The sequence below is a fragment of the Streptomyces argenteolus genome, from assembly GCF_042902585.1.
Lineage (GTDB): Bacteria > Actinomycetota > Actinomycetes > Streptomycetales > Streptomycetaceae > Streptomyces > Streptomyces argenteolus.
In genome coordinates this window covers 1,135,657-1,157,984 of sequence record NZ_JBIBEG010000002.1, presented here as the reverse complement: position 1 = coordinate 1,157,984, position 22,328 = coordinate 1,135,657, and the positions used below count along the sequence as shown (strand labels likewise).

The 22,328-nt window shown below is 71.7% G+C and carries 20 protein-coding genes; 3 read left to right on the top strand and 17 right to left on the bottom strand.

The features are described from left to right. Positions 1-81: 81 nt before the first annotated feature. Positions 82-1,125, bottom strand: coding sequence for an esterase/lipase family protein (locus ACFY8O_RS11735; protein ID WP_387900814.1), 1,044 nt, complete (start codon positions 1,123-1,125; stop codon positions 82-84). An 842-nt stretch (positions 1,126-1,967) separates the two neighbouring features. Here ACFY8O_RS11735 and ACFY8O_RS11730 point away from each other — a divergent pair. After that, positions 1,968-3,692, top strand: a complete 1,725-nt coding sequence (locus ACFY8O_RS11730) for an alpha/beta fold hydrolase (protein WP_387900812.1) — start codon at positions 1,968-1,970, stop codon at positions 3,690-3,692. 64 nt (positions 3,693-3,756) lie between these two features. Here ACFY8O_RS11730 and ACFY8O_RS11725 read toward each other — a convergent pair whose 3' ends face one another. Both ACFY8O_RS11725 and ACFY8O_RS11720 read right to left on the bottom strand, forming a co-directional pair. Continuing rightward, complete coding sequence (locus ACFY8O_RS11725) at positions 3,757-4,941, bottom strand: beta-ketoacyl-[acyl-carrier-protein] synthase family protein (protein WP_387901126.1); 1,185 nt, start codon at positions 4,939-4,941, stop codon at positions 3,757-3,759. A 49-nt stretch (positions 4,942-4,990) separates the two neighbouring features. Beyond that, positions 4,991-5,293 carry a hypothetical protein gene (locus ACFY8O_RS11720; RefSeq protein WP_387900811.1) on the bottom strand — a complete coding sequence of 101 codons (303 nt, stop codon included), beginning with the start codon at positions 5,291-5,293 and terminating at the stop codon, positions 4,991-4,993. Positions 5,294-5,807: 514 nt separating this feature from the next. Between ACFY8O_RS11720 and ACFY8O_RS11715 the strand changes: the two genes are divergently transcribed. Further along, complete coding sequence (locus ACFY8O_RS11715; RefSeq protein ID WP_387900810.1) at positions 5,808-6,332, top strand: winged helix-turn-helix domain-containing protein; 525 nt, start codon at positions 5,808-5,810, stop codon at positions 6,330-6,332. Positions 6,333-6,484: 152 nt separating this feature from the next. Here the strand turns inward: ACFY8O_RS11715 and ACFY8O_RS11710 are convergent, their stop codons facing one another. The 6 genes from ACFY8O_RS11710 to ACFY8O_RS11685 all read right to left on the bottom strand — a co-directional run bounded on the left by ACFY8O_RS11710 (position 6,485) and on the right by ACFY8O_RS11685 (position 12,534). Next, positions 6,485-7,180 carry a LuxR C-terminal-related transcriptional regulator gene (locus tag ACFY8O_RS11710; protein WP_387901123.1) on the bottom strand — a complete coding sequence of 232 codons (696 nt, stop codon included), beginning with the start codon at positions 7,178-7,180 and terminating at the stop codon, positions 6,485-6,487. A 235-nt stretch (positions 7,181-7,415) separates the two neighbouring features. Continuing rightward, positions 7,416-8,849, bottom strand: coding sequence for an MFS transporter (locus ACFY8O_RS11705; RefSeq protein ID WP_387900808.1), 1,434 nt, complete (start codon positions 8,847-8,849; stop codon positions 7,416-7,418). Positions 8,850-8,952: 103 nt separating this feature from the next. Continuing rightward, complete coding sequence (locus ACFY8O_RS11700) at positions 8,953-9,879, bottom strand: HesA/MoeB/ThiF family protein (protein WP_145802404.1); 927 nt, start codon at positions 9,877-9,879, stop codon at positions 8,953-8,955. Then, on the bottom strand, positions 9,876-10,871 hold the full coding sequence (locus ACFY8O_RS11695) for a hypothetical protein (RefSeq protein WP_145802402.1): 996 nt from the start codon (positions 10,869-10,871) through the stop codon (positions 9,876-9,878). Before ACFY8O_RS11695 ends, ACFY8O_RS11700 begins: the two co-directional genes overlap by 4 nt. Then, on the bottom strand, positions 10,868-12,094 hold the full coding sequence (locus ACFY8O_RS11690; RefSeq protein ID WP_145802400.1) for an acyl-CoA dehydrogenase family protein: 1,227 nt from the start codon (positions 12,092-12,094) through the stop codon (positions 10,868-10,870). The genes ACFY8O_RS11695 and ACFY8O_RS11690 overlap by 4 nt, the downstream gene beginning before the upstream one ends. A gap of 50 nt (positions 12,095-12,144) precedes the next feature. Next, positions 12,145-12,534, bottom strand: a complete 390-nt coding sequence (locus ACFY8O_RS11685) for a hypothetical protein (RefSeq protein ID WP_145802398.1) — start codon at positions 12,532-12,534, stop codon at positions 12,145-12,147. 748 nt (positions 12,535-13,282) lie between these two features. On the opposite strand from ACFY8O_RS11685, the gene ACFY8O_RS11680 reads away from it, so the two are divergent. Beyond that, on the top strand, positions 13,283-14,443 hold the full coding sequence (locus ACFY8O_RS11680) for a SagB/ThcOx family dehydrogenase (RefSeq protein ID WP_387900805.1): 1,161 nt from the start codon (positions 13,283-13,285) through the stop codon (positions 14,441-14,443). A 67-nt stretch (positions 14,444-14,510) separates the two neighbouring features. Here the strand turns inward: ACFY8O_RS11680 and ACFY8O_RS11675 are convergent, their stop codons facing one another. From ACFY8O_RS11675 to gap, 8 genes are all read right to left on the bottom strand, one after another. Continuing rightward, positions 14,511-16,016 (bottom strand): PH domain-containing protein, encoded by a 1,506-nt coding sequence (locus ACFY8O_RS11675; RefSeq protein ID WP_387900803.1) that lies wholly within the window; start codon positions 16,014-16,016, stop codon positions 14,511-14,513. Further along, positions 16,013-16,516 carry a PH domain-containing protein gene (locus ACFY8O_RS11670; RefSeq protein WP_145802392.1) on the bottom strand — a complete coding sequence of 168 codons (504 nt, stop codon included), beginning with the start codon at positions 16,514-16,516 and terminating at the stop codon, positions 16,013-16,015. Before ACFY8O_RS11670 ends, ACFY8O_RS11675 begins: the two co-directional genes overlap by 4 nt. Before the next feature lie 4 nt (positions 16,517-16,520). Then, on the bottom strand, positions 16,521-18,173 hold the full coding sequence (pgi, locus tag ACFY8O_RS11665; protein WP_387900801.1) for a glucose-6-phosphate isomerase: 1,653 nt from the start codon (positions 18,171-18,173) through the stop codon (positions 16,521-16,523). 153 nt (positions 18,174-18,326) lie between these two features. Continuing rightward, a complete protein-coding gene (locus tag ACFY8O_RS11660; protein WP_073747820.1) occupies positions 18,327-18,662 on the bottom strand; it encodes an RNA polymerase-binding protein RbpA in 336 nt (111 codons plus the stop codon). Between the two features lie 109 nt (positions 18,663-18,771). Beyond that, on the bottom strand, positions 18,772-19,008 hold the full coding sequence (secG, locus tag ACFY8O_RS11655) for a preprotein translocase subunit SecG (RefSeq protein ID WP_014156893.1): 237 nt from the start codon (positions 19,006-19,008) through the stop codon (positions 18,772-18,774). A gap of 113 nt (positions 19,009-19,121) precedes the next feature. Next, complete coding sequence (tpiA, locus tag ACFY8O_RS11650; protein WP_145802388.1) at positions 19,122-19,898, bottom strand: triose-phosphate isomerase; 777 nt, start codon at positions 19,896-19,898, stop codon at positions 19,122-19,124. A 6-nt stretch (positions 19,899-19,904) separates the two neighbouring features. Then, positions 19,905-21,116 carry a phosphoglycerate kinase gene (locus ACFY8O_RS11645; protein WP_387900798.1) on the bottom strand — a complete coding sequence of 404 codons (1,212 nt, stop codon included), beginning with the start codon at positions 21,114-21,116 and terminating at the stop codon, positions 19,905-19,907. A gap of 112 nt (positions 21,117-21,228) precedes the next feature. Further along, the gene (gene gap / locus ACFY8O_RS11640) at positions 21,229-22,239 is read right to left on the bottom strand and encodes a type I glyceraldehyde-3-phosphate dehydrogenase (RefSeq protein ID WP_145802384.1); all 1,011 of its coding nucleotides are present in this window, start codon (positions 22,237-22,239) and stop codon (positions 21,229-21,231) included. Positions 22,240-22,328: the final 89 nt, after the last annotated feature.

Sequence of the window (22,328 nt, the reverse complement as noted above, 5' to 3'; positions counted from 1 at the left end):
CTCGGTCGACTCCCGGCTCCCGGTCGCGGAGTGGTCTTCAACGGGACCGTCTGCCTGTAGGACGGGACGGACATCGGCACGTCAGCCCCGGTCCGCCGGCGCCTCCGCGCAGTCGGGCCGCCGTGCGGTGGTGGGGTCGAGGGCGTTGCTCACCAGTTGCAGGACGACGGGGTCGTACGCGCTGCCCATGTGCCCCGCCCGGTCCGCCGGGCACAGGTCCTGGACGGTGAGGTTGGTGACCGGGCCACCGGAGCGGGTGGGGCCGAGGTACTGACGCTCGTAGGGAGTGACGATCCTGTCCCGCCGGGTCACCACGGTCGTGTACCGGACACCGGGCAGGGTGTCGCCCCCGGCGTCGAGCCGGCGGTTGACCGGCGAGCCGATCGTCTGGTCCGCCAGTGCCTGACCGCCGAACTCCGCCACCGGGGCGAGGATGTGCAGCCGCCGTGCGAGCGTGGCCAGCCCTGAGACGGTGCTCCCGTGGTTGGCAGGGGCGATGCCGATCAGGTGGTGCACCTTGTTGCGCGCGGGATAGCCGGGCTCGGTGCCGCCCGCGAACTTCAGGTAGTAGCGCGGCAGGATGCCGCCGCCCTGGGAGTGGCCGACCAGATCGACCTGGCGTGCTCCGGTCCGGTCGAGGACCCGGTCGACGAAGCGGGCGAGCTCGACGGCGGACCGGGGGACCGCTGCCCGGCCCTTGACCACGTCACCTCGCGGGGCACCGAAGTTCCCGGCGAAGACGCAGTAGCCGTCGGCCCGGAGCCGGGGCGAGAGGGCGCTCCAGTTGCTGGAGGCGTTCTCGTAGGTGCCGTGCACGAGGACGACGGGCCTGGGACGGCGGGCGCTCGGTTCGCAGTTCCAGTCGTCGGCGCCGGGGGGAGGCGCGTCGGGGTGGTCGACGGAGGCGACGAAGGCGCGCTCCCACCGCGCGTACCCGGCGCCCGGGTCCCCTCCGGAGTAGGCGGTGCGCAAGGACCGTCCGTCCGGAGCGGAGACGGCGGCGAGGAGGAACAGGAGGCCGAGGACGATCGGCACGGCCTGCCGGCGGGGCCACTGCGGGGTGCGGGGCCTACGGCCTGCGGGACGGTCGTCGACGGAGGTGCTGCGGAGATAGGGGACCTGCATGAAGGTGCCTCCCGGATGGTTTCTCTCGGTGGGGTCAGGACGCGAGCTGATGCGGTGCCGTCGGCGGGACGGTCGGACACGGCGGGGCGTCCGGCGTGACGGGCGGACACGGCGGGGCGTCCGGCGTGACGGGCGGACACGGCGGGGCGGGCCCGCCTGACGGTCAGGCAACGGCGGTGCCATCCGCCACGGCGGCCACGCAGCGGGCCACCTGCTGCCGGCCGGCCGGTCGGGCACGGCTGGCCGTCCGGCGGGAGCGGGCCCGGGGCGGTCGGGCACGACGGGTGGGCCCGCCGGGTCGGCCAGGCGCGGCGGGTGGCCTCCGTCGGACCGTCGGCACTGCGAGGTCACCCGGCGGATCCGCTCCCGGGTCGGCCAGGCGTGGCGGGTGCCACCCGTCGGCCGGCCAGGCGCGGCGGTGGCCCGCCCAGGCCGGTCGGGCACGGCGGTGGCATCCGCCGCGCCTGACCGGGCACGGCGATTCCCCCCGGCCGGTCAGGCGCGGGGGTGCCCTCCGCTGCGACGCCCAGTCGCCGCGGTCACCCGCCAGGCCGGTCAGGCGCGGCGTGCAACCCGCCCCGGCCCCGTGGCGCCCGACGGGCCAGGCGCGGCGCGCGGTGAGCGGCGGACCGGCACTCGCCCGTGCGCCCCGCGCCCCGCACCGCCCGTCCCCGGGCTCCCGGCACCGTCGGGCGCGGCGCGCTTTCGGGTGACTCCGCGCCCCGGACCGTTCACGGAGAGTGAGATTGCCGGTACGGTGACAGACGTCCCGTGCGGGCGCTCCCGTCCGCTCCGTCACCCGGCACCGGACGTCACCTCGTGCCCGGCCGCAAGGAGATGGCATGCCCGCGAACTCGGTCGTCCTCGGTGCCGGTGGTTTCATCGGCCGCTCCCTGGTGGTGGAACTCCTGCGCCGCGGCCAGGAGGTCGCCGCCGCCGTGCACGGCAGCGGCGACCGGCTGACGCGATGGCTCGCGGAGCAGCAGGTGGACACCGGCCGGCTGACCGTCGTCCACGCCGACATCACCCGGCCCGGACTCGGTCTGCCGGAGCGGGGTCTGGAGGACGTGCGCGACGTCTACAACACGGCGGCGCGCTTCGCCTTCGGCATCGATCCGGCCGAGGCCAGAGCGGTCAACGTGGACGGCGCGGCGCATGTGATCGAGTGGGCCGCCGCCCTCCCGCACCTGCGTCGGGTGGTGCACATCAGCGGCTACCGCATGGCCGCGGCCGACGCGGACTCCCCGGACTACCGGCGGGACGGCGCCTACGAGGCGTCCAAGCGCGAGGGCGACGCGACGGCACGCGCGCGGGCCCGGGAACTGGGCGTTCCGCTGTCCGTCGCCAACCCCAGCACGGTGATCGGCCCGGGACAGTACGTCGGCCTGGCGGACCTGGTCGGGGAGCTGTGGCGGGGCCGCCTCGCCGCCCTCCCCGGCGGCCCGGACATCTTCCTTCCCGTCGTCGAACTCACCTACTTCGTACGGTTCCTGGCCTCCCTTCCCGAGCACCCGGCGAGCGCCGACAGCACCTACTGGGTGCTCGACGACACCACGCCCCCGCTGCCGGAACTCGTCTCCCTGCTCGCCGGGCACATGGGCGTGCGGGCACCGCGCCGTTTCGTCCCGATCCCGCTCCTGAAGCGGCTGCCCCGCGCTCTCACCCAAGCGGATCCCGAGACGCTGTCCTTCCTCTCCACCGACCGGTACGACACCTCGCCCGCACGCGAGTTCGCCCGGTCCTGCGGCCTGGAGATGCCCCCGGTGGGCGAAGCCCTGCGCGAGTGGGCCGACGATCTGGTGGCCGCGCGCTTCGGCCGGGTCCGGCCCCCGGGCGCGCCGTACGGATTCCAGCAGGTGGGGAAGGACAGGACCTGGGTGGTGGGTGACCGGCAGCGCCCGGACTACGTGTTCCTGCACGGCCTTCCGATCGACGCGGACTCGTGGTCGGAGGTGACCGCCCGGGTGGACGCCCCCTCCCTGGCCGCCGATCTGCCGGGGTTCGGGCGGTCGGCGCCCTCCCGGCAGTCCCACGACGACTGGCTGGCCGCCTTCCTCGCGCCGCTCGGCAACCGGCCGGTCCTGGTCGCGCACTCCTACTCCTGCGGACCGGCCCTGCGGTACGCGCTCAGGTATCCGGAGCGCGTGGGAGCCCTGGTCCTCGTGTCCCCGGCCTTCCTCCAGCCGCCGTCCTCATGGCTGATGCGCTCCCCTCTCGCCGTGCCGGCACTGCGCCGGATGACGGCAGAACGGCTGGCGGGATCGCTCGGGCTGCCGCACGACGGTTACCTCGAGGGGCCGGTGGCCGACCTGCGGCGTTCCGGCGCGGCAGTCAGGGTGGTCGCGGCCCTGCGCTCGGCGTACGGGCAGCGCGGCGCCCTGCTGAGCGCCCTGCAGCGCGTCGAGGTGCCGGTGGAACTCGTCGTCGGGGAGCGGGACCCGCTGGCGGAGCCGACCGGGCTGCCGGTCACCGAGATCGCGTCGGCCGGGCACTACCCCCAGCTCACGCATCCGGGCGAGGTCGCCCGCCACCTCGTCACGGTGCGGGAGCGGGCCGCTGCCCGGTAGCGACGTAAACGCCTCCGCCGGTCCGTAGCTCCGCGGGGGCCCGGCCGGCGCGCCCGCCGGGTGCTCAGCCACGGGTGAAGGTCAGCACCACGTTGTGCCCGCCGAAGCCGAAGGAGGTCGACAGCGCCGCGGTGGCGTCGATCGGGCGGGGGGAACCGGTCACGAGGTCCAGTTCGATGCCGTCGCCGGGCTTCTCCAGGTTGCGCACCGGGGGCACGATCGACTCCTTGAGCGCGAGCACCGTGAGGATCGCCTCCACGGCCCCCGAGGCGCCCAGCAGGTGGCCCGTGGCGGACTTCGCGGCGGTGACCACGGCATGATCACCCACCGCGGCCGTCACCGCGCGGGACTCGACGATGTCCCCCTGGGGCGTCCCGGTCGCGTGTGCGTTGACGTGGCCGATGTCGCCGCCGGTCAGCCCCGCGTCGCGCAGGGCCTCCTCGATGGCGCGCACCTGCCCCGCGCCGTCGGGCAGCGTGATGTCGTGCGCGTCGGACGTGACACCGGCCCCCGCCAGCGCCGCGTGCACCCGGGCGCCGCGCGCCCGCGCGAAGTCCCCCCGCTCCAGTACGACCATGCCCGCCCCCTCGGACATCACGAAGCCGTCCCGGTCCCGGTCGAACGGCCGCGAGGCCTGGTCCGGGGCGTCGTTGCGCAGCGACAGGGCGCGCATCTGGGCGAAAGCGCCGAGCGAGAGGGGATGGATGCAGGCGTCCGTGCCTCCGGCCACCACCACATCGGCACGGCCGGCCCGGATGAGCAGGGCGCCCACCGCGATCGCCTCGGCACCCGAGGCGCAGGCGCTGGTCGGGGCGTGGGTGCCGGCCCGCGCCCCGAGCAGCAGACTCACCACCGCCGAAGGGCCGTTGGGCATGAGCCTGGGGACGGTGTACGGGGACACCGCCCGCTGGCCCCGCTCACCCATCCGGTCGTGCTGGTCCAGTATGGTCAGCGCTCCCCCGATGCCGGTGCCCACGACGACGGCCAGCCGTTCGGGTTCGACCTCCACGGGCCCCGCGTCGGACCATGCCTCCCTGGCCGCGACCAGCGCCGCGGCCTGACTCCGGTCCAGCCGGCGCCTCTGCACGCGGTCCACCTCGGCGTAGGGGTCCTGGAGCATGCTGCCCGCGATGTGGACGGGCAGCCGTGTGACCCACGGGGCGTCGATCGGCGTGATGCCCGACCGGCCCGCCAGCAGTCCACCCCAGGTGGCCTGGACGTCGGCGCCGAGCGGGGTCGTGGCCCCCATGCCCGTGACCAGGACGTCGTCCGTCGTCCCGCTGCGGCGAGGCGCGGTCTCACCGTCCGTACGCCGCACGACGTCCCCCTTCGCCCTCGGCCGACCAGGCACGCCTGCTGAGCCCCGCGACCGTGAGCCGCGCCACCGCGTGCATCAGGCCGAGGGCGCCCGTCACCTGGGCCGGGTCGTCGTGGACGGCCGGGCGCGTGGGGGTGGTGATGTCCGTGCCTCCCCCGGCGCCGGTCTCCCTCGGTGCGCCGGTGCCCCCGAGGGCCTCCCCGCCCGGACCGGGCGGGGAGCCAGAACCCTCTCTCCGGCCGGCCGCCTCCCCGCCGTGAAATGCATTCGATTCCACAGTCACACCCATACCAGCTCCCCATTACTTTGCACCGCGCGTGGCTTGAAAATGCCGTAGACCCGGACGGGCGCACAGAATGCCACCAGACGGAGACGAGTTACCGGCCGCGGATTCCTCTCACCGCGGCCACAACTCAAGCTAAGCGACACCGCCCCTTCTCCGCCTCGGCTATTCTGTCGAATTATCGCCTCCCCCTTTCAGCGGATTCTCCCCCGGTCGGAGGGGGGCACAGGGGGCGCAGAACGGAATGACGAAGAGAGCGCCTCACCTCCTTGACGTGTACAGCATGCCCAGCTCAGCACCATGATCAAATTCTTTCTGATTTGTCGTACAATGCCTTCGATTATTGCTCATTGCCACAACACTCAGGAATGCTGCATAGTAAAGAAAGAGGCTGCAGAGAACAGTTCCCTGCCACCTCGGTCCAGTGCACTTCAAAAATAAATCGATGCGCGGTGGGACCAAGGGGCTTCGGATGTCTTTCTCGTTCTCCTGCAAAAATCGGAAAGGGAGATTCGTGCCGCACACCAAAAGGCCTCACCCGTCCTCGGCCGAGGAACAGGTTCACGTAGTCCGCTGGCCCGTCGAAGCGTCGAAGCTGGAGCACTTCCGGCACAAGGGTGTACTCCGCCTCCTCGTGATCGAGAACGGGGCGACGCCACCCGTGTCGACGGACGTGCGGGAGGACTGGGTCCGGTCCCCGATCACCCGGGAGGACTTCGCCGCGCGCATCTCCGCCCTGCGCGCCAGGGCGTCCTCGCACGACGTGCCGGCGCTGGACCATGACGGACTGCTCAGGTACGGCAGCCGCGTCGTGCCCGTGTCCCCGACCGAGATGTACCTGTTACGGCCCCTGGTACAGCGTTTCGGCAGCCTGGTGGCCCGCGACGAGCTGCTCACGCTCCTGAGCACACGGGGCAGCACGGCGAGCCGGAACGCCCTGGACCTGCACGTGATGAGGATCCGGCGCCGGCTCCTGCCCCTGGGGCTGCGGGTCCGCACGGCCAGTCGGCGCGGCTATCTGCTGGAGGCGCTGGGCTGAGCACGGAGCCCCTGCCGGACATCGGTCCGGCAGGGGCTCCGTCGGTGCCCGGTGTCATCGGACCGCGCTCACGCGGTCCTCAGGCGAAGCCACGCGGTCCCCGGCCGAAGCCCCGTGGCCCCCGGGCGTGCGCACTCGGTCCTCGGCCGTCCTCACGCCACTCCGGCCCTCGGCGGGGCGGAGCAGCCGCAGGCCGTGGGCGCGAGCCCCGTCCGGTGCGCGTAGATCACGGCGTGCACCCGGTTGCGCAGGTGCAGCTTGTCGAGCAGGTTCTGCACGTGCGACTTGACGGTGCTCTCGCTCACCACGAGCTCGGCGGCCATCTCCGCGTTGCTGAGGCCGCGGGCGAGAAGGTGCAGGACTTCGCGCTCGCGCCGGGTCAGCAGATCGGCACGGGCGCCGTGCGGGTCGGGCAGGGGGCGGGGCACCGGCCTCGGCCAGAGCTCTTCGCTTCCGGCGCCGTGCCGCGGGCCGGGGGCCACGTGGACGGCGTACCCCGCCGCGACCATGTGGACGGCGGACACCAGCTGCTCCGGGGTGGCGCTGCTCAGCACCACGCCCTTGGCTCCGGCGCGCAGGGCCTCCCGCGCGGTGCCGTCGGGCCCCTGCGCGGTCAGCAGGACCGCCGGCATGGAGTCACCGTGGCGTGCGGCCAGGGCCGTGACCAGGCCGACCACGTCGAGGCCGGGTGACTGGGCGTCGGCGAGCACCACTCCTGGGCTGAGGCGCAGCACCTCACGCTCGGCCTCGGCGGCGTCGGCGGCCTCACCGGCCACTTCGAGGGCCCGGTCCTGATCGAGAATGGCCCGGATGCCGGTCCGGGTGATGGCGCGGTCGTCGACGAGCAGGACGCGGACGAGTGCGGTGATCGGTCTCTCCTTCCGTGCGGAACGTGGGAAACGCCTCGGTGGTGCGGCCCGCGGGGTATGCCGTCATGGTCAGGCGGTCAGGTCCGCGACCGGCACCGTGGTCGGCCGGCGCCGCCCGACGGGGCTCGGAGGGCAGGCCCGCCGGAGCGGTGGGGGCCGTCCGCCGCAAGGCCGTGGCGCGGGGTCCCTCGGGTCCGGCGGCGGCCCGCCCAGGTCAGGCCTGGGCGCTCCCGGCGCCGGAGATCTTCACGCCGGCACCCCTGTCGGCGGGCCGGCCCGCGCCCCGCCGTCTCGGCGTCGTGAGGACGGCGAGCGCGCCGACGGCGATGAGGCACGCGCCGGTCCACAGGGCGGGGACCATGCCGTCGGTGAACCCGTCCGCCGTGACGAGGTCGCCGTGCGCGGTGAACACGGAGGCCAGGACGGCGACTCCGAGGACACCGCCCAGCTCCCGCAGCGAGTTGACCGCGCCCGAGGCCATCCCCCGGTCCTGGGCGTCGACCGAACTCATCACCAGGTTCGCGGTCGGGGAGAAGTAGAAGGTCATGCCGAGCCCGCACATGACGAGGGCGGGGACCAGGGACACGTAGTCCACGTCCGGTGAGACGCGCGCGGCGATCCAGCCGAGGCCGCAGGCCTGGAAGGTCAGGCCGATCGCGACGATGGCCCGGCTCCCGATCCGGTCGGAGAGGAAGCCGACCAGCGGCGCCACGAAGATCGGTACCGCGGTCCAGGGCAGGATGCGCAGGCCCGCCTCCATCGGGGAGTAGCCGCGCGGGCCCTGGAAGAACTGGGTGAGGAGGAAGACGGAGCCGAACATGCCGGCGAACATCAGCAGCCCCGCGGCGTTCATCCCGCTGAAGGTCCGGTGGCGGAACAGCCGCATGGGGAACATGGGCATGTCCGTGCGGAGCTCCCAGAGGACGAACGCCGCCGAGACGAGGGCGCCCCCGGCCAGGGCGGTCAGGACGAGCGGACTGCTCCAGCCGTCCGTGGGGCCCTGGATGAGACCGAAGACGATGCCGAAGAGACCGACGCCGGCCAGGACGGTCCCGATCAGGTCGAGCCGGGAGTTGGGTCCGCGGCTCTCGGCGAGCTTCCACCGGCCGAGCGGCAGCAGGACGAGCCCGATCGGCACGTTGATCCAGAAGATCCACTGCCAGGTCAGGTGCTCCACCATCACCCCGCCGATGAGCGGCCCCATCGCGATGGCCAGCCCTTCGACGGCGCTCAGCGCCCCGAGCACGGCGCCGCGACGGGCAGCCGGGGCCACGGCGGTGAGCAGGGTCAGGTTGAGGGGCATCAGCGCGGCGGCGCCGAGCCCTTGCAGGGCACGGGCCGCGATGAGCGCGCCGATGCCGGGGGCGAGCGCCGCCGCGGCCGACGCGGCGGTGAACACACCGAGTCCCACGACGAACATCCGCCTGCGCCCGAACCGGTCGCCCAGGGCCGCGCCGGGAAGCATCAGGACGGCGTAGGTGAGGGTGTAGGCGTTGACGGTCCACTCGAGTTGCTGGATGTCGCCGCCGAGGCTCTCCCGGATCGCGGGCAGAGCGGTGATGACGACCAGGTTGTCGAGGGAGACCATGGCCACGCCGAGGCCACAGCACAGGAACGTCCACAGGACGTTCCGCTTGGAGACATGCATGATTGCCTTTTCCTGGAGGAGGGGCCGCGGACCTGACACCGGCGGCGGTCCCGCGCGGGAGGGGAGCCGCGGGACCGCCGCCGGTGAGGCGCGCGCGGTCGGTTCAGCGCGCGCCGGTACCGCGCATGACGCGGATGATCGGCGGCACCAGGGCCGCCAGTTCGAACGGCCACCGCAGGCGGGTAAGCCAGCGCTCGCCCAGCGGCCGGGCCAGCTGGTGCACGTCCAGGCTGATTTCCTGACGCACCCGCCGGCCCGCGAGCACGCGCACCGCCATGTGGGAGCTCAGCACCCCGAACGCCGTGGCGGTGTAGGCGACCTGCGGGAAGCTGTAGTCCTGGCGCAGGTGGTTCGCCCGGATCTCCGCGAGCATCTCGGCGGGCACCCTGCGCAACGGCACCGCGCGCCGCAGGAGTTCCCAGGTGTCCTGCTGCTCGATGTCCTCCACGGTGATGGCGCCGTCGAAGGGTTCACGGATGCGCCGGTAGTCGTAGCAGCGCACGTACTGGCTTCCGGCCATGTCCCAGCCGGTGATGAGGGGCAGCCTCCGCTGGACGGCCACGCGGTGCAGCAGGTGCTTGGCGCGCCATCCGTCGAGCGTGGTGACGTCCACCCCGTCGATGACGAGCTGGCTCGGCGCGGTGAGCCGCTGCACCGTCGACGCGGTCACCCCTTCGGTGAACACCGTCACCCGGGCGTGCGGGTTGATCGACATGATGCGTTCCGCCGCACCCGCGGCCTTGTTCTGCTCGATGTCGGCGGCGACCGCGCTCTGCCGGTTGAGGTTGTTCAGCTCGAAGGTTCCCGGGTCCGCCACGACGAACCGCTGCACGCCGAGCCGCGTCAGCGGCTCCACGGCCGCGCCGCCGATCGACCCGCACCCCGCCACCAGGATCGTGGCGTCGCGGAGCGCCGACTGTTCACCCGCCGAGACGACGCCCGTGTTCCGGGTGACCAGTTCGTCGTAGAAGACGCTGTGCGGCCCCGATTCCCCGTCGGCCGGCGTACGGCCCAGGTGTTCCAGGGTCATGCGGCACCTCCGCGCTGGCGGGGGATCATGGAGCCGCCGTTCGCCTGCCGGCGTCCGGCGAGCCGGGCCACCATCTCGTGGTACGAGGTCAGGTCGCTGCTGCCGTCCATGTAGGAGCGGACGACGTCGCGGTACCACGGGAGGTCCTCGGGCACCGGGGCGACGAACGGCTTGGCGAGGACGCCCTGGTGGTAGATGGGGGCCAGCGGGTCGGACTCGGGCAGGCTCGGGGAGGTGTCCTCCACGACGTGGAGGTCGAATCCGGCCAGCCTCAGGTGACGCAGGGCGACGTGCTCCTTGGCGTCGCCGAGCACGAGGCGGATGGCGTCGTCGAGCTGGATCATCGCCTCGCCCATGCCGAGCATGAGGTGCCACGGCACCCGGTCGTGCTGGATCCCGAGCGGCATCGACTGGTCGCGCAGGAAGCGCTTGAGCTCGAAGACCTGGTGGGTGCCGAGCCCGAGCCGCGCGTACTGGCCGAGCAGGTCGATGCCGTGGGCGGCCTCGGTCGGGAACAGGGCGCGCCGTGGCGAGTCGAGGGGGAGACTGACGGGGTCGGCGGAGCAGCTCAGCCCGACGTAGCCGCGGATCCGGCCGGTGCGCGAGCAGAGGGTCACCGTGTGGATGCTCTCCATCTGGCCCGGCCGGGGCAGCGGTTCGTGGTAGGCGGCCGTCCGGTAGACGAGGTCGGCCGAGATCCAGCTGAGCCGCAGGTACTGAGCGAGCCGGAAGCCGAGGATGCCCCGGAGGTAGCGGGCGGGGATCTGGCTGTCCCGCACGGTGAGGGTGATCAGACCGCTGTGGACGTCCTCCGCGTGGTACAGCGGCGTGCCGGAGATCTCCGCCGGGAGCTGCCGGTAGCTGAGCCGCTCGTGGAGTTCGATGATGTCCGCGACGTAGCGCAGGGCGCGGGAGCTGGAGGGGTCGGCGGAGGTGGGGATCGTGGTGCGGGCGCGCCCGTCACCGCCCGCGCGGGGGGATGCGGTGTTCATTCGGCGTCGTCCTCCGCGTAGAGGCTCTCGGTGATCGTGAGTGCCAGCACCTCGGGGGTGCCCTCGTAGATACGGGTCCCGTAGGCGTCGCGGAGCATCTTCTCCACGCCGTACGAGCGGAGGTAGCCCCGGGCTCCGACGAGGGAGAGTGCGGCGTCGGCGACGTCGACGGCCGCACGGTCGGCGAACAGTTTGGCGACGGCGGGCTCGTAGGCGGGCGGGGGCAGCTGGGTGTCCACGGTGTTCGCCGCGTGCAGGTACAGCAGGCGCGCCGCGTCCACCTTCGCGGTCATGTCGGCGAGCTTCGCCGCGGTGAACTGGTGGCGGCGCAGCAGCTCACCGCCCTGGACGCGTTCACCGGCCCAGGCGACGGCCTGTTCGAGGGCGCCCCGGGCCACTCCGGTGGAGATGCCGGCGACGGCGGCGCGGGCCATGTTGCTCTGCGCCATGTTGATGGGCATGCCTTCGCCCTCGCCGCCGATCATGTTCTCGGCGGGCACCCGGACCTCGTGGAACTCCAGTTCGCTCCCCAGGCAGGCCCGGTAGCCCATCTTGTCGGCGACCGGGCCGCGCACGACGCCGGGGAGGTTCAGCGGCACGATGAAGGAGGTGAGCCCGGTGGCGCCGGGGCTGCCCTCCATGTTCGCGAACACGGAGGCGAAGGCGGCGAAGCGGGCGTTGGTGATGAACCGCTTCTTCCCGGTGAGCACGTACTCGTCGCCCTCCCGGCGGGCGGTCATGACGTTGCGTGCGTGCGGTGCGTTGGCCGGGATGATCAGATCGCAGCCGGCCTCCTCCTCCGTCACGGCGTTGCAGGCGAGCACCGGTTCGTCACCGGAGAAGAGCGGCAGGTAGCGCGCCTGGAGCCGGGGGTCGCCCGAGAGGAGCAGCGGCGCCTGGCCGAGCATGGTGGCCCCGAAGACGAGCGCGGTGCCGGGGCACACGGCGGCCACCTCCTCCAGAGCGGTGGCGACTCCGAGCATTCCGAGGCCGAGACCGCCGTAGTCGGTGGGGACCGCGGCCCGGGTCAGGCCGATCTCGTGGCCGCGGCGCATCACGTCCCAGTCGAAGTCCTCGGCCGGCGCCTGGTCGAGCCGGCGGACCAGGGGCTTGACGGTCTCCTGCGCGAAGCGCCTCGCGTCGTCCTTGAGTTGCTGGACCTCCGGGGGCAGCGTGTCGAAGTTGAGCTCTGGGGAGAGGTCTGCCGGTACGTCAATGGTCATGGGTTCCGTTGCTCCTCGGGCACTGGTGTCGTCGGGATGTACGCGGAAGGTCAGGCACCGACGCCGGACTCCGCGGCGATCGCCGGATAGCTGTCGAAGGCGGGCTGGAGCATCGGCACCAGCTCCAGGACCTTGGCGATGCGGCCGCGGATCCGGACCTTGCCGGTGGCGATGGCGGCGGGCACCAGCAGGCGGCCCATCCACAGGGCGTGCGCGGTGTCGCAGGACATCTTGAGAGTGATGGAGGCCTTGGACGGGGGCTCCCCGTGGACGACACCCTCGGACGAGACGAAGATCCGGCAGTCGGGCTTGGTGTGCACCAGCTGCACCGACAGCGCCTCCCTGCGCGCCTTCTCCACGAACTGCTCGTCCTCCAGCAGCACGTCGAAGAGCCGGCCGAACACGTCGGACGCCATTTCGCTGGACGAGAATACGGTCATGCTTCCCCTTTGATATCTCAGCGGTCCGACGCCCGCCGTACGAGGAAAAGGGTTCATTTTTTTCCGGATGCCTGTACACCGGAGAAAACCCTGCGGAGCGGTGCGAATACTGCCGACCGGACGGTGGGAGTGCGCCTGCTCGTCGAGCGTCGATGTCCGCACGCTATGACACCTCCGGGAGAGCTTCACCCGCATCGACAGGTCGCCGAAAAAAGATGGAAAGAAATGGGTAAGCGAATGCCGAGCAAGGCTCTGAGCAGCAGCGATGTGTCGATCGCGCCGCCCACCGCCGCCCTGGACGATGCGGGATCCACGACGTTCGAACGAGGATCGGCCAGGCGCGGCCCGCCCCCTCCCCCTCGTGGACGGAACGAGTTGACGGCGGGTGACATCGTTCCCCAGAAATGCAACTCGATCGAAAAGCGAAGGCCATCGATATCGCCACGAAGGAGTGATCGGTGAATGCGCCTCTTGCATTTCGGCATTCCGTGCTGCGTCATTGAGGAGTCGCCGCGACGACACACGCACGAGTTCAGGAAAGGAGGTGTCGAATATGCGCAGGATCGAGATGAAGCACCGGATCGCCGTCCGGGCCGACCGTCCCGCGGCCGGTCAGGGTTCCAGCTGGAACTGGACGTGGGCCTACCGCCAGGCGTGAGACCGCGTGCGGGGCCGGGCACTCCCCTGCCCGGCCCCGCACGTGTGTCCGGGCCCTGTTCCCTGCTTCCCCGTGAGCCGAGGAGTCACCTTGCGTCTACGCCGCTCCCGTTGCCTGACCTGCTACTGGCACGACGGCACCTTCGTCGTCCACCCCCACCCCCACGGCACGCCCACGGCGCTCCACCCGGCTGCCGCCGAGATCCTCGACGCTTTCGAGGACTGGAGCACCGCCGCCGAAGCGGCCGAGCAACTGACCCATCTGACCCCGGACACCGTGGAGGAGGCCGTCGGGGCGCTGGTGAGCAGCGGCGCCCTCCTGGCGCACGGCGGCACGGCCGCCCACCGGGACGAGGAGATCGCGGGGCGGTGGGGTTCGTGGATGCCCGAGGCCTCGTTCTTCCACTACGCCACCCAGGACGTGTACGACCCCCCGGGTGCCCCCTCCGACGGGAACCCGCCGGCCCCGGGCGAGGTCCCGGCAGTCGCGTCGCCCGACCGTGCCCCGGGCGAGGACCCGGTGCCTCTGCCTCCCCTGTTCACGGAACATCCGGATGTTCCCCTCCTCCTGTTGCCCCGCCGGCCGGCGGGGCTCGGGGCAGCGTTCGGGCAGGTGCTGTACGAGCGCCGTACGCACCGCGACTTCACCGGCGAGCCGGTGCCGCTGGAGACCCTGGCCGCCCTGCTGTCCGCGGTCTTCGGGCCGGTCGACTTCATCGACTGCGGGCGGGGCGCCCTGTACCGGCGCACCAGCCCGCAGGGCGGCTCCCGGCAGGAGATCGACGCCTACGTGGGCGCCCTGGACGTCGAGGGCCTGGACCCGGGCTGGTATCACTACGACGGCCTGCGCCACGGTCTCGAACTGCTCACCGAGGGCTTCACTCCCGCGGAGGCCGCCCGTCTCTGCGCCGGCCAGGAGTGGGCGGCGCGGCCCGCCTTCCTGGTCGTGCTCGCCGCGCGGCTGGAGCGGATGAGCGCCAAGTACCCGACGCCCCGCGCCTACCGGGTCTGTCTGCTGGACGCCGGGCACCTCGGGCAGACCTTCGCCCTGACCGCGACGGCCCTCGGCCTCGGCCCCGCCCAGACAGGCGCCTTCAGGGACTCCGAGGTGGCCGAGCGGTGCGGCCTGGACAACACCGGCCAGGTCCCGCTCTATGTGCTGGCGGCCGGACACCCCGCCCGGGCCGGGCGGGACGCTCCGCCGCCCGCCGGTGTCCCCGCCTTCGGCGCCACCACGCTGCTCGGCCGCTGACCCCGGACCGCCTCGGGCCCGCCGGACCGGCGCCCCGCGCGAGCCGGGTGGCGTACGCCCCGCCGGCTCAGCCCCGGTCCAGGAACGGCTCCAGCAGGCCGGGGACGGCCTCGGACGCGAAGGCAAGGCCCTCGGACGCGTCGGTGTCGTGTGCCGTGTAGGCGCCGCCTCCCGCCGCCGTCGTGGCGGTGACGCTCAGCAGCCCGGCCCTGCGCTGGAACCAGGACTGCTTCACCGTCCAGCCGATCACCCCCGCCCGCTGGAGGGCCGCCGTGGAACGCCGGACCGTTCCGGAGCGGGTGACCAGGTAGCCGCCGCTGAGCGCGTGGCCCAGTGAGCGGTACGCGTCGAGGCCCAGCAGCACGGAGAGCGGCAGGAACACCACCGCGCAGGCGAGCGCGGTCCACAGCAGTACGGGGCTCAGCAGGACGCCCAGGACTGCCTGGACCAGGACGGGCCCGAGCGCCACGGCCACGGCGCGGCGCAGCCGGCGGCCCCGGGCGGCCCGGGGGTGGGCCGTGAGCCGGGCGCCTGTCGGGGTGGTGGCCTCCCGCAGGACCTCGGCCGCGACGGCGTCGGCGACGGCGCGGGGCACGGCCGGCAGCAAGGTGGTGTGGTCGGCGCTCCGCGTCTCCTCGTCCTTGGCGAGGCCGGTGGTGATCGCGTCCACCCGGGCGGCGCCCACCAGCCGGACGCCCAGTGGCTCCACCAGGTCCACCCCGCGCAGCCGCCGCTCCTCCACGGACAGGGAGCGCGCGGTGAACAGTCCTCGCCGGACCCGCAGGGCGCCGCCCGGTTCGCGCTCCAGACGGTAGTTCCACCACATCTCGACCCACAGCCCGAGTGCGCCGACGACGCCGGCGGCCAGGGCGGCCAGGACGGCCAGGACGATCGCCCAGAGCAGCGGGGTGTCCCGGAAGCGGTCGGCGACCCAGTCGAGGACCTCGCCCTGGGCGCCGACCCAGTCGCTGATCTGGAGGACCCCGCCCGCCGCCGCGCCGCCGAGCATGGGGGCGACGACGGACACGGGTGCGTAGCGGATCCAGCCGAGGTCGAAGCCGGCCAGCTCGCCCTCCCGGTGGCTTCCGGGGGCCGGCGGGGTCCCGCGGTCGAGGAGCTCACGGCGCAGCCGCTCGCCCTCCGCGCGGGTGACGGGATCGAGTTCCAGGGTGGAGTCGCCGCCCTGCTCGCCGGTGCCGATGCGGACCGTGACCAGCCCGAGTACGCGCAGCAGCGGATGGGCGGTGAGATCGACGCTGCGGATCCGCTCGCGGGCCAGCGAACGGCGCCTGACCAGGAGGAGCCCGGAGTGGAGATCGACGCGCTCGGGGCCGACCCGGTACCGGGTGCGCCGCCACCGCACGTAGTCGCCGGCGGCGGCGCAGCCGATCAGCAGGGCCGCTGCGGCCAGCTCCCAGAGGACGGCCCTCGCGAACCCGAGGCGGCCGGACAGCGCGACCGTGACCGGCACGGCGGCGCCGCCGACGACCCCCGCCGTGACCAGCGCGGTGACCAGGACCGTGCGGAGGTGAAGCCGGTGCCAGTCCGGGCCACCGCCCGTGGCCGTGCTCACGTGGCGTCCCCGGGCGTGTCCTGGGTGATGCGGGTCAGCCGCTCCGCGAGCCCGGCGGCGGCCTCGTGCGCCAGTCCCTCGATCCGCACGGCACCCTTGGCGGACGCGGTCGTGACGGTGACCGTGGCCAGCCCGAAGAGCTGTTCCAGGGGGCCACGGACCGTGTCCACGGTCTGGATGCGGGACATCGGCGCGATCCGCCACTCCCGCAGGAAGACCCCGGTGCTCACGTAGACCGCGTCATCGGTGACCTCCCAGCGGTGGGTGCGGTACCACCAGAGCGGGAGGAGGACTCCGCACAGCAGACCGGCGCCCGCGAGGACGGCGGCCGGCAGCAGCAGCCAGAACCTCGCCGGAGCGATGAACGCCCCCAGGACGCCCAGGACCGCCACCGGCACCGCGGTCAGCAGCAGGCACTGGGCCCTCCACCAGCCGACGGCCCGGGTGTCCACCCTGTTGCGAGGCGGCCTGAGCCGTATCGTCCCCTCCCCCCTGGTCATGGGCTCAGCGGCCTCGCAGCGAGCGGTACGCCGAGACCAGCGCGGCGGTGGAGCTGTCCAGCTGCTCGCCGCCGGTGCCCTCGGTGAGGACGGGCTCGATCTTCTTGGCGAGCACCTTGCCCAGCTCGACGCCCCACTGGTCGAAGGAGTCGATGTTCCACACGGCGCCCTGCACGAAGACCTTGTGCTCGTACAGCGCGATCAGCTGGCCGAGCACGGAAGGGGTGAGCCGGTCCGCGAGGATCGTGGTCGTCGGGTGGTTGCCGAGGAACGTCTTGTGCGGCACGAGCTCCTCGGGCACACCCTCCGCGCGGACCTCCTCCGGCGTCTTGCCGAAGGCGAGCGCCTGCGTCTGGGCGAAGAAGTTGGCCATCAGCAGGTCGTGCTGGGCGATCAGCCCGGGCAGCAGGTCCTGCACCGGCGCCGCGAAGCCGATGAAGTCGGCCGGGATGACCTTGGTGCCCTGGTGGATCAGCTGGTAGTAGGCGTGCTGCCCGTTGGTGCCGGGAGTGCCCCAGACGACCGGCCCGGTCTGCCATTCGACCGGATCGCCCTGCCGGTCCACGGACTTGCCGTTGGACTCCATGTCCAGCTGCTGCAAGTAGGCCGTGAACTTGGACAGGTAGTGGCTGTACGGCAGGACGGCGTGCGACTGCGCGTCGAAGAAGTGGCCGTACCAGACGCCGAGCAGCCCCAGCAGCAGCGGCGCGTTCTCCTCCGCGGGCGCGGTGCGGAAGTGCTCGTCGACGAGGTGGAAGCCGTCGAGCATCTCGCGGAAGCGCTCCGGGCCGATGGCGATCATCAGCGAGAGGCCGATCGCCGAGTCGTAGGAGTACCGGCCGCCGACCCAGTCCCAGAACTCGAACATGTTGGCCGTGTCGATACCGAAGTCCGTGACCTTGTCCGCGTTGGTCGACAGCGCCACGAAGTGCTTGGCGACGGCTTCCTGACCGGCCCTCAGCTCGGTGAGCAGCCAGTCGCGGGCGGAGGTGGCGTTGGTGATGGTCTCGATCGTCGTGAAGGTCTTGGACGCGACGATGAACAGGGTCTCCGCCGGGTCGAGGTCGCGGACGGCCTCGTGGAGGTCGGCTCCGTCGACGTTCGACACGAAGCGGACGGTGAGCGAGCGGTCCGTGAAGGAGCGCAGCACCTCGTAGGCCATGGCGGGCCCGAGGTCGGAGCCGCCGATGCCGATGTTCACGATGTTCTTGACCGGCTTGCCCGTGTGCCCGGTCCACTCGCCCGCCCGGACGCGGTCCGCGAAGGCGGCCATCTTGTCGAGGACGGCGTGCACGGCCGGCACCACGTTCTCGCCGTCGACCTCGATCACGGCGTCGCGCGGGGCGCGGAGCGCGGTGTGCAGGACGGCCCGGTCCTCGGTGGTGTTGATCTTCTCGCCCCGGAACATCGCGTCCCGCAGCTCGGCCACTCCCGTCGCGGCGGCGAGGTCCCTCAGCAGGCGCAAGGTCTCGCCGGTGACCAGGTGCTTGGAGTAGTCGATGTGGAGGTCACCGACCCTGAGGGTGTACGCCGTACCGCGGTCCGGCGCGTCCGCGAACAGCCGGCGCAGATGGGTGTCGCCGAACTCCTCACGGTGCTTGCCGAGAGCCGCCCACTCGGGAGTCTGATTGAGCTTGGTTCGGCCTTGTGCGTTCATCCCGGAAATCGCCCACTTCTTCTCGTACCTGCAACCTTCCCCGCTGCCCCTCCAACCTAATTGATCGGGAGGGTGCGGCGGAGCAATGGCAGGTTCGGGAGGCGACAAACGCATTCCGGCCGGGCACCCGAGGGGTGACCGGCCGGTGAACGACTAGATTTCGCCGCGGAGTTTCGCCAGGGCCTCGGCGAGGATCGCTTCGCCGTCGGCGTCGCTGCGCCGCTCACGTACGTACGCGAGGTGCGTCTTGTACGGCTCGGTGCGCGGCGGGTCCGGCGGATTGTCCTGGTCCTGCCCGGCCGGGAAACCGCAGCGCGGGCAGTCCCAGGTCTCCGGTACCTGCGCGTCATGGGCGAAGCTCGGCTGCGTCTCGTGCCCGTTCGAGCACCAGAAGGAGATGCGGAGACGCGGCGCGGACTCGCCCCGCTCGGCCTCCCCCATCGGCCCCGCTCCGACCCGGCTTCCCCGGATCGCGTTGCCACTTGCCACGGTCGTAACTCCCTGCGTGATGGTGCTCGAAGATGCCCCAGTCTACGTAAGGCCCAACGCGCGTCCAGTGAAAGGAGTTACACCCTCACCGGGAATCGCGGACGACGGGTCAGCTGTCCAGCTTGATGAGCAGTGCAAGGACGACAATGCACGCGAACCAGGCCAGACCGACCACGACGGTGATGCGGTCGAGGTTCCGCTCGGCGACCGACGAGCCGCCGACGGAGGACTGCATTCCGCCACCGAACATGTCGGAAAGGCCGCCGCCCTTTCCCTTGTGCATCAGCACCAGCAGCATCAGCAGCAGGCTGAAGACGATCAGGGCGATCTCGAACGCCAAAACCACGGCTGGTCCCTACTTTCCGGAATTCATAGGACTGCATGTACGAACAGCGGGGGCCAGGAGGTATAACCCCCTCGGCCCCCGCAAGGGTACGACGGATCGGCGCTACCGCATACTCACTGGTCGCGGAAGCGGACGATCTTGACGAACTCGTCGGCATCGAGAGCGGCGCCGCCGATCAGCGCGCCGTCCACGTCGGGCTGCGCCATGATGGCGCCGACATTGCCGGACTTCACGGAGCCGCCGTACTGGATACGGACGGCGTCGGCCAGCTCCTGCGAGTACAGCTCGGCGAGCCGGCGGCGGATCGCACCGCAGACCTCCTGGGCGTCCTCGGGGGTGGCGACCTCGCCGGTCCCGATGGCCCAGACCGGCTCGTACGCGATCACGATGGACTCGGCCTGCTCGGCCGGGATGTCCTTCAGGGCGCCGTCGAGCTGCGCCAGCGTGTAGGAGACCTGCTCACCGGCCTTGCGGATGTCCAGGCCCTCGCCGACGCAGAGGATCGGGGTCAGGCCGTGCTTGTACGCGGCCTTCACCTTGGCGTTGCAGATCTCGTCGTTCTCGCCGTGGTACTGACGGCGCTCGCTGTGGCCGACGGCGACGAACGTGCACTTCAGCTTGGCGAGCATGGAGCCGGAGATCTCGCCGGTGTACGCCCCGGAGTCGTGGGCGGAGAGGTCCTGGGCGCCGTACTTGATCTTCAGCTTGTCGCCGTCCACCAGCGTCTGCACGGAGCGCAGGTCGGTGAAGGGGGGCAGGACGGCGACCTCGACGGCGTCGTAGTCCTTGTCGGCCAGGGCGAAGGCGAGCTTCTGGACGTGAGCGATGGCCTCGAGGTGGTTGAGGTTCATCTTCCAGTTGCCCGCCATGAGCGGGGTGCGGGTGGTCATTGAGGGTCAGTCCTCCAGTGCGGCGAGTCCGGGAAGCGTCTTGCCCTCGAGGTATTCGAGGCTGGCGCCGCCACCCGTCGAGATGTGGCCGAAAGCATTCTCGTCGAAGCCGAGGATACGGACGGCGGCTGCGGAGTCCCCACCGCCGACGACGCTGAAGGCCGGGGAGTCGACGAGGGCCTGGGCGACCGCCTTGGTGCCCTCGGCGTAGTCGGGGTGCTCGAAGACGCCCATCGGGCCGTTCCAGAAGACCGTGGCCGCGTCGGCGAGCTTCGCCGCGTACAGCTTGCGGGTCTCGGGGCCGATGTCCAGGCCCTCCTGGTCGGCCGGGATGGCGTCGGCGGCGACCGTGGTGGGGTTGGCCGGAGCCTTGGTCTTCAGGTCGGGGAACTCACCCGCGACCAGGACGTCGACGGGGAGCACGAACTCCACACCGAGCTCCTCGGCCCGCTTGAGGTAACCCCGCACGGCCGGGACCTGGTCCTCCTGGAGCAGCGAGGTCCCGACCTCCAGGCCCTTGGCCTTGAGGAAGGTGTAGGCCATGCCGCCACCGATCAGGATGCGGTCGGCCTTCTCCAGCAGGTGGTCGATGACCCCGAGCTTGTCGGAGACCTTGGCGCCGCCGAGGACCACGGCGTAGGGGCGCGCGACGTCCTCGGTGAGCTTCTTCAGGACGCCGACCTCGGTGGCGATCAGGCCACCGGCGGCGTGCGGCAGCCGCGCCGGGAGGTCGAAGACCGAGGCGTGCTTGCGGTGGACGGCACCGAAGCCGTCACCCACGTACACGTCGGCGAGCTGCGCGAGCTGGTCGGCGAAGGCGCCGCGCTCGGCGTCGTCCTTCGACGTCTCGCCGGCGTTGAAGCGGAGGTTCTCGATGACGGCGACCTGACCGTCGGCGAGAGCGTCGACGGTGGCGCGGGCGGACTCACCGACGGTGTCGGTCGCGAAGGCGACCTCGGCGCCGAGCAGCTCGCCCAGCCGGGCGGCGGCGGGGGCCAGCGAGAACGCCGGGTCCGGCGCGCCCTTGGGGCGGCCGAGGTGCGAGGCGACGACGACCCGTGCGCCGGCCGCGGCGAGCTGGGCGACGGTCGGGCGGACGGCGCGGATGCGGCCGTCGTCGGTGATCGTGGTGCCGTCCAGCGGCACGTTGAGGTCGGCGCGGACGAATACCCGCTTGCCCGCGACCCCTTCGGCGAGAAGTTCGTCGATGGTCTTCATCTGTTCCCATACTCCTTGGAAGGACGGATGAGCATGCAAGGGGGCTCGAACGGCGCCGCGTCGCGCCGTCCGAGCCCCTCACATCACACCTGAATGCCTGCCGATCCTAGGATCAGAGCTGGCCGCCGACGAAGACGGTCAGGTCGACGAGACGGTTGGAGTAACCCCACTCGTTGTCGTACCAGCCGAGGATCTTCACCGAGTTGCCCTCCTGGACCATGGTCAGGGAGGAGTCGAAGGTGCAGGACGCCGGGTCGCTGACGATGTCCGAGGACACGATCGGGTCCTCGGTGTAGGACAGGAAGCCCTTGAGGTCGCCGTCCTCGGAGGCCTTCTTGAACGCGGCGTTGACCTCGTCCTTGGTGACCTCGCGCTGCAGCGTCACGACGAGGTCGGTGGCGGAGCCGGTCGGGACCGGGACGCGCATCGCGATGCCGTCGAGCTTGCCCTTGAGCTGCGGGAGGACCAGGGCGGTCGCCTTGGCGGCGCCCGTCGTGGTCGGGATGATGTTCTCGGCGGCGGCGCGGGCGCGACGCAGGTCCGAGTGCGGGAAGTCCAGGATGCGCTGGTCGTTCGTGTACGCGTGGACCGTCGTCATCAGGCCCTTGACGATGCCGAAGTTCTCGTCCAGAACCTTGGCCATCGGCGCCACACAGTTGGTGGTGCAGGAGGCGTTGGAGATGACGTGGTGGTTGGCCGCGTCGTACTTGTCCTGGTTGACGCCCATCACGATGGTGATGTCCTCGTCCTTGGCCGGAGCCGAGATGAGGACCTTCTTGGCGCCACCCGCGATGTGCTTCTCGGCGTCGGCCTTCTTGGTGAAGATGCCGGTCGACTCGATGACGATGTCGACGCCCAGCTCACCCCACGGGATGTCGGCCGGGTTGCGCTCGGAGAGCACCTTGATGGTGTGGCCGTCGACGGTGATGGTGTCGGCGGTGTGGCTCACCTCTGCTTTGAGACGACCCAGAATGGTGTCGTACTTCAGCAGGTGGGCCGTGGTCGCAGTGTCACCCAGGTCGTTGACAGCCACGATCTCGATGTCCGCACCCTGCTCCAGCAGCGCGCGGAAGTAGTTACGACCGATGCGGCCAAAGCCGTTGATGCCTACGCGGATCGTCACGAACCGATCTCCTCGTTAGGAACGCCGGTTTCGATGCCGGCGAGTTTTATAGGGATGTCCCCGACCGCCTCCGACCCTACCTCTCCGAA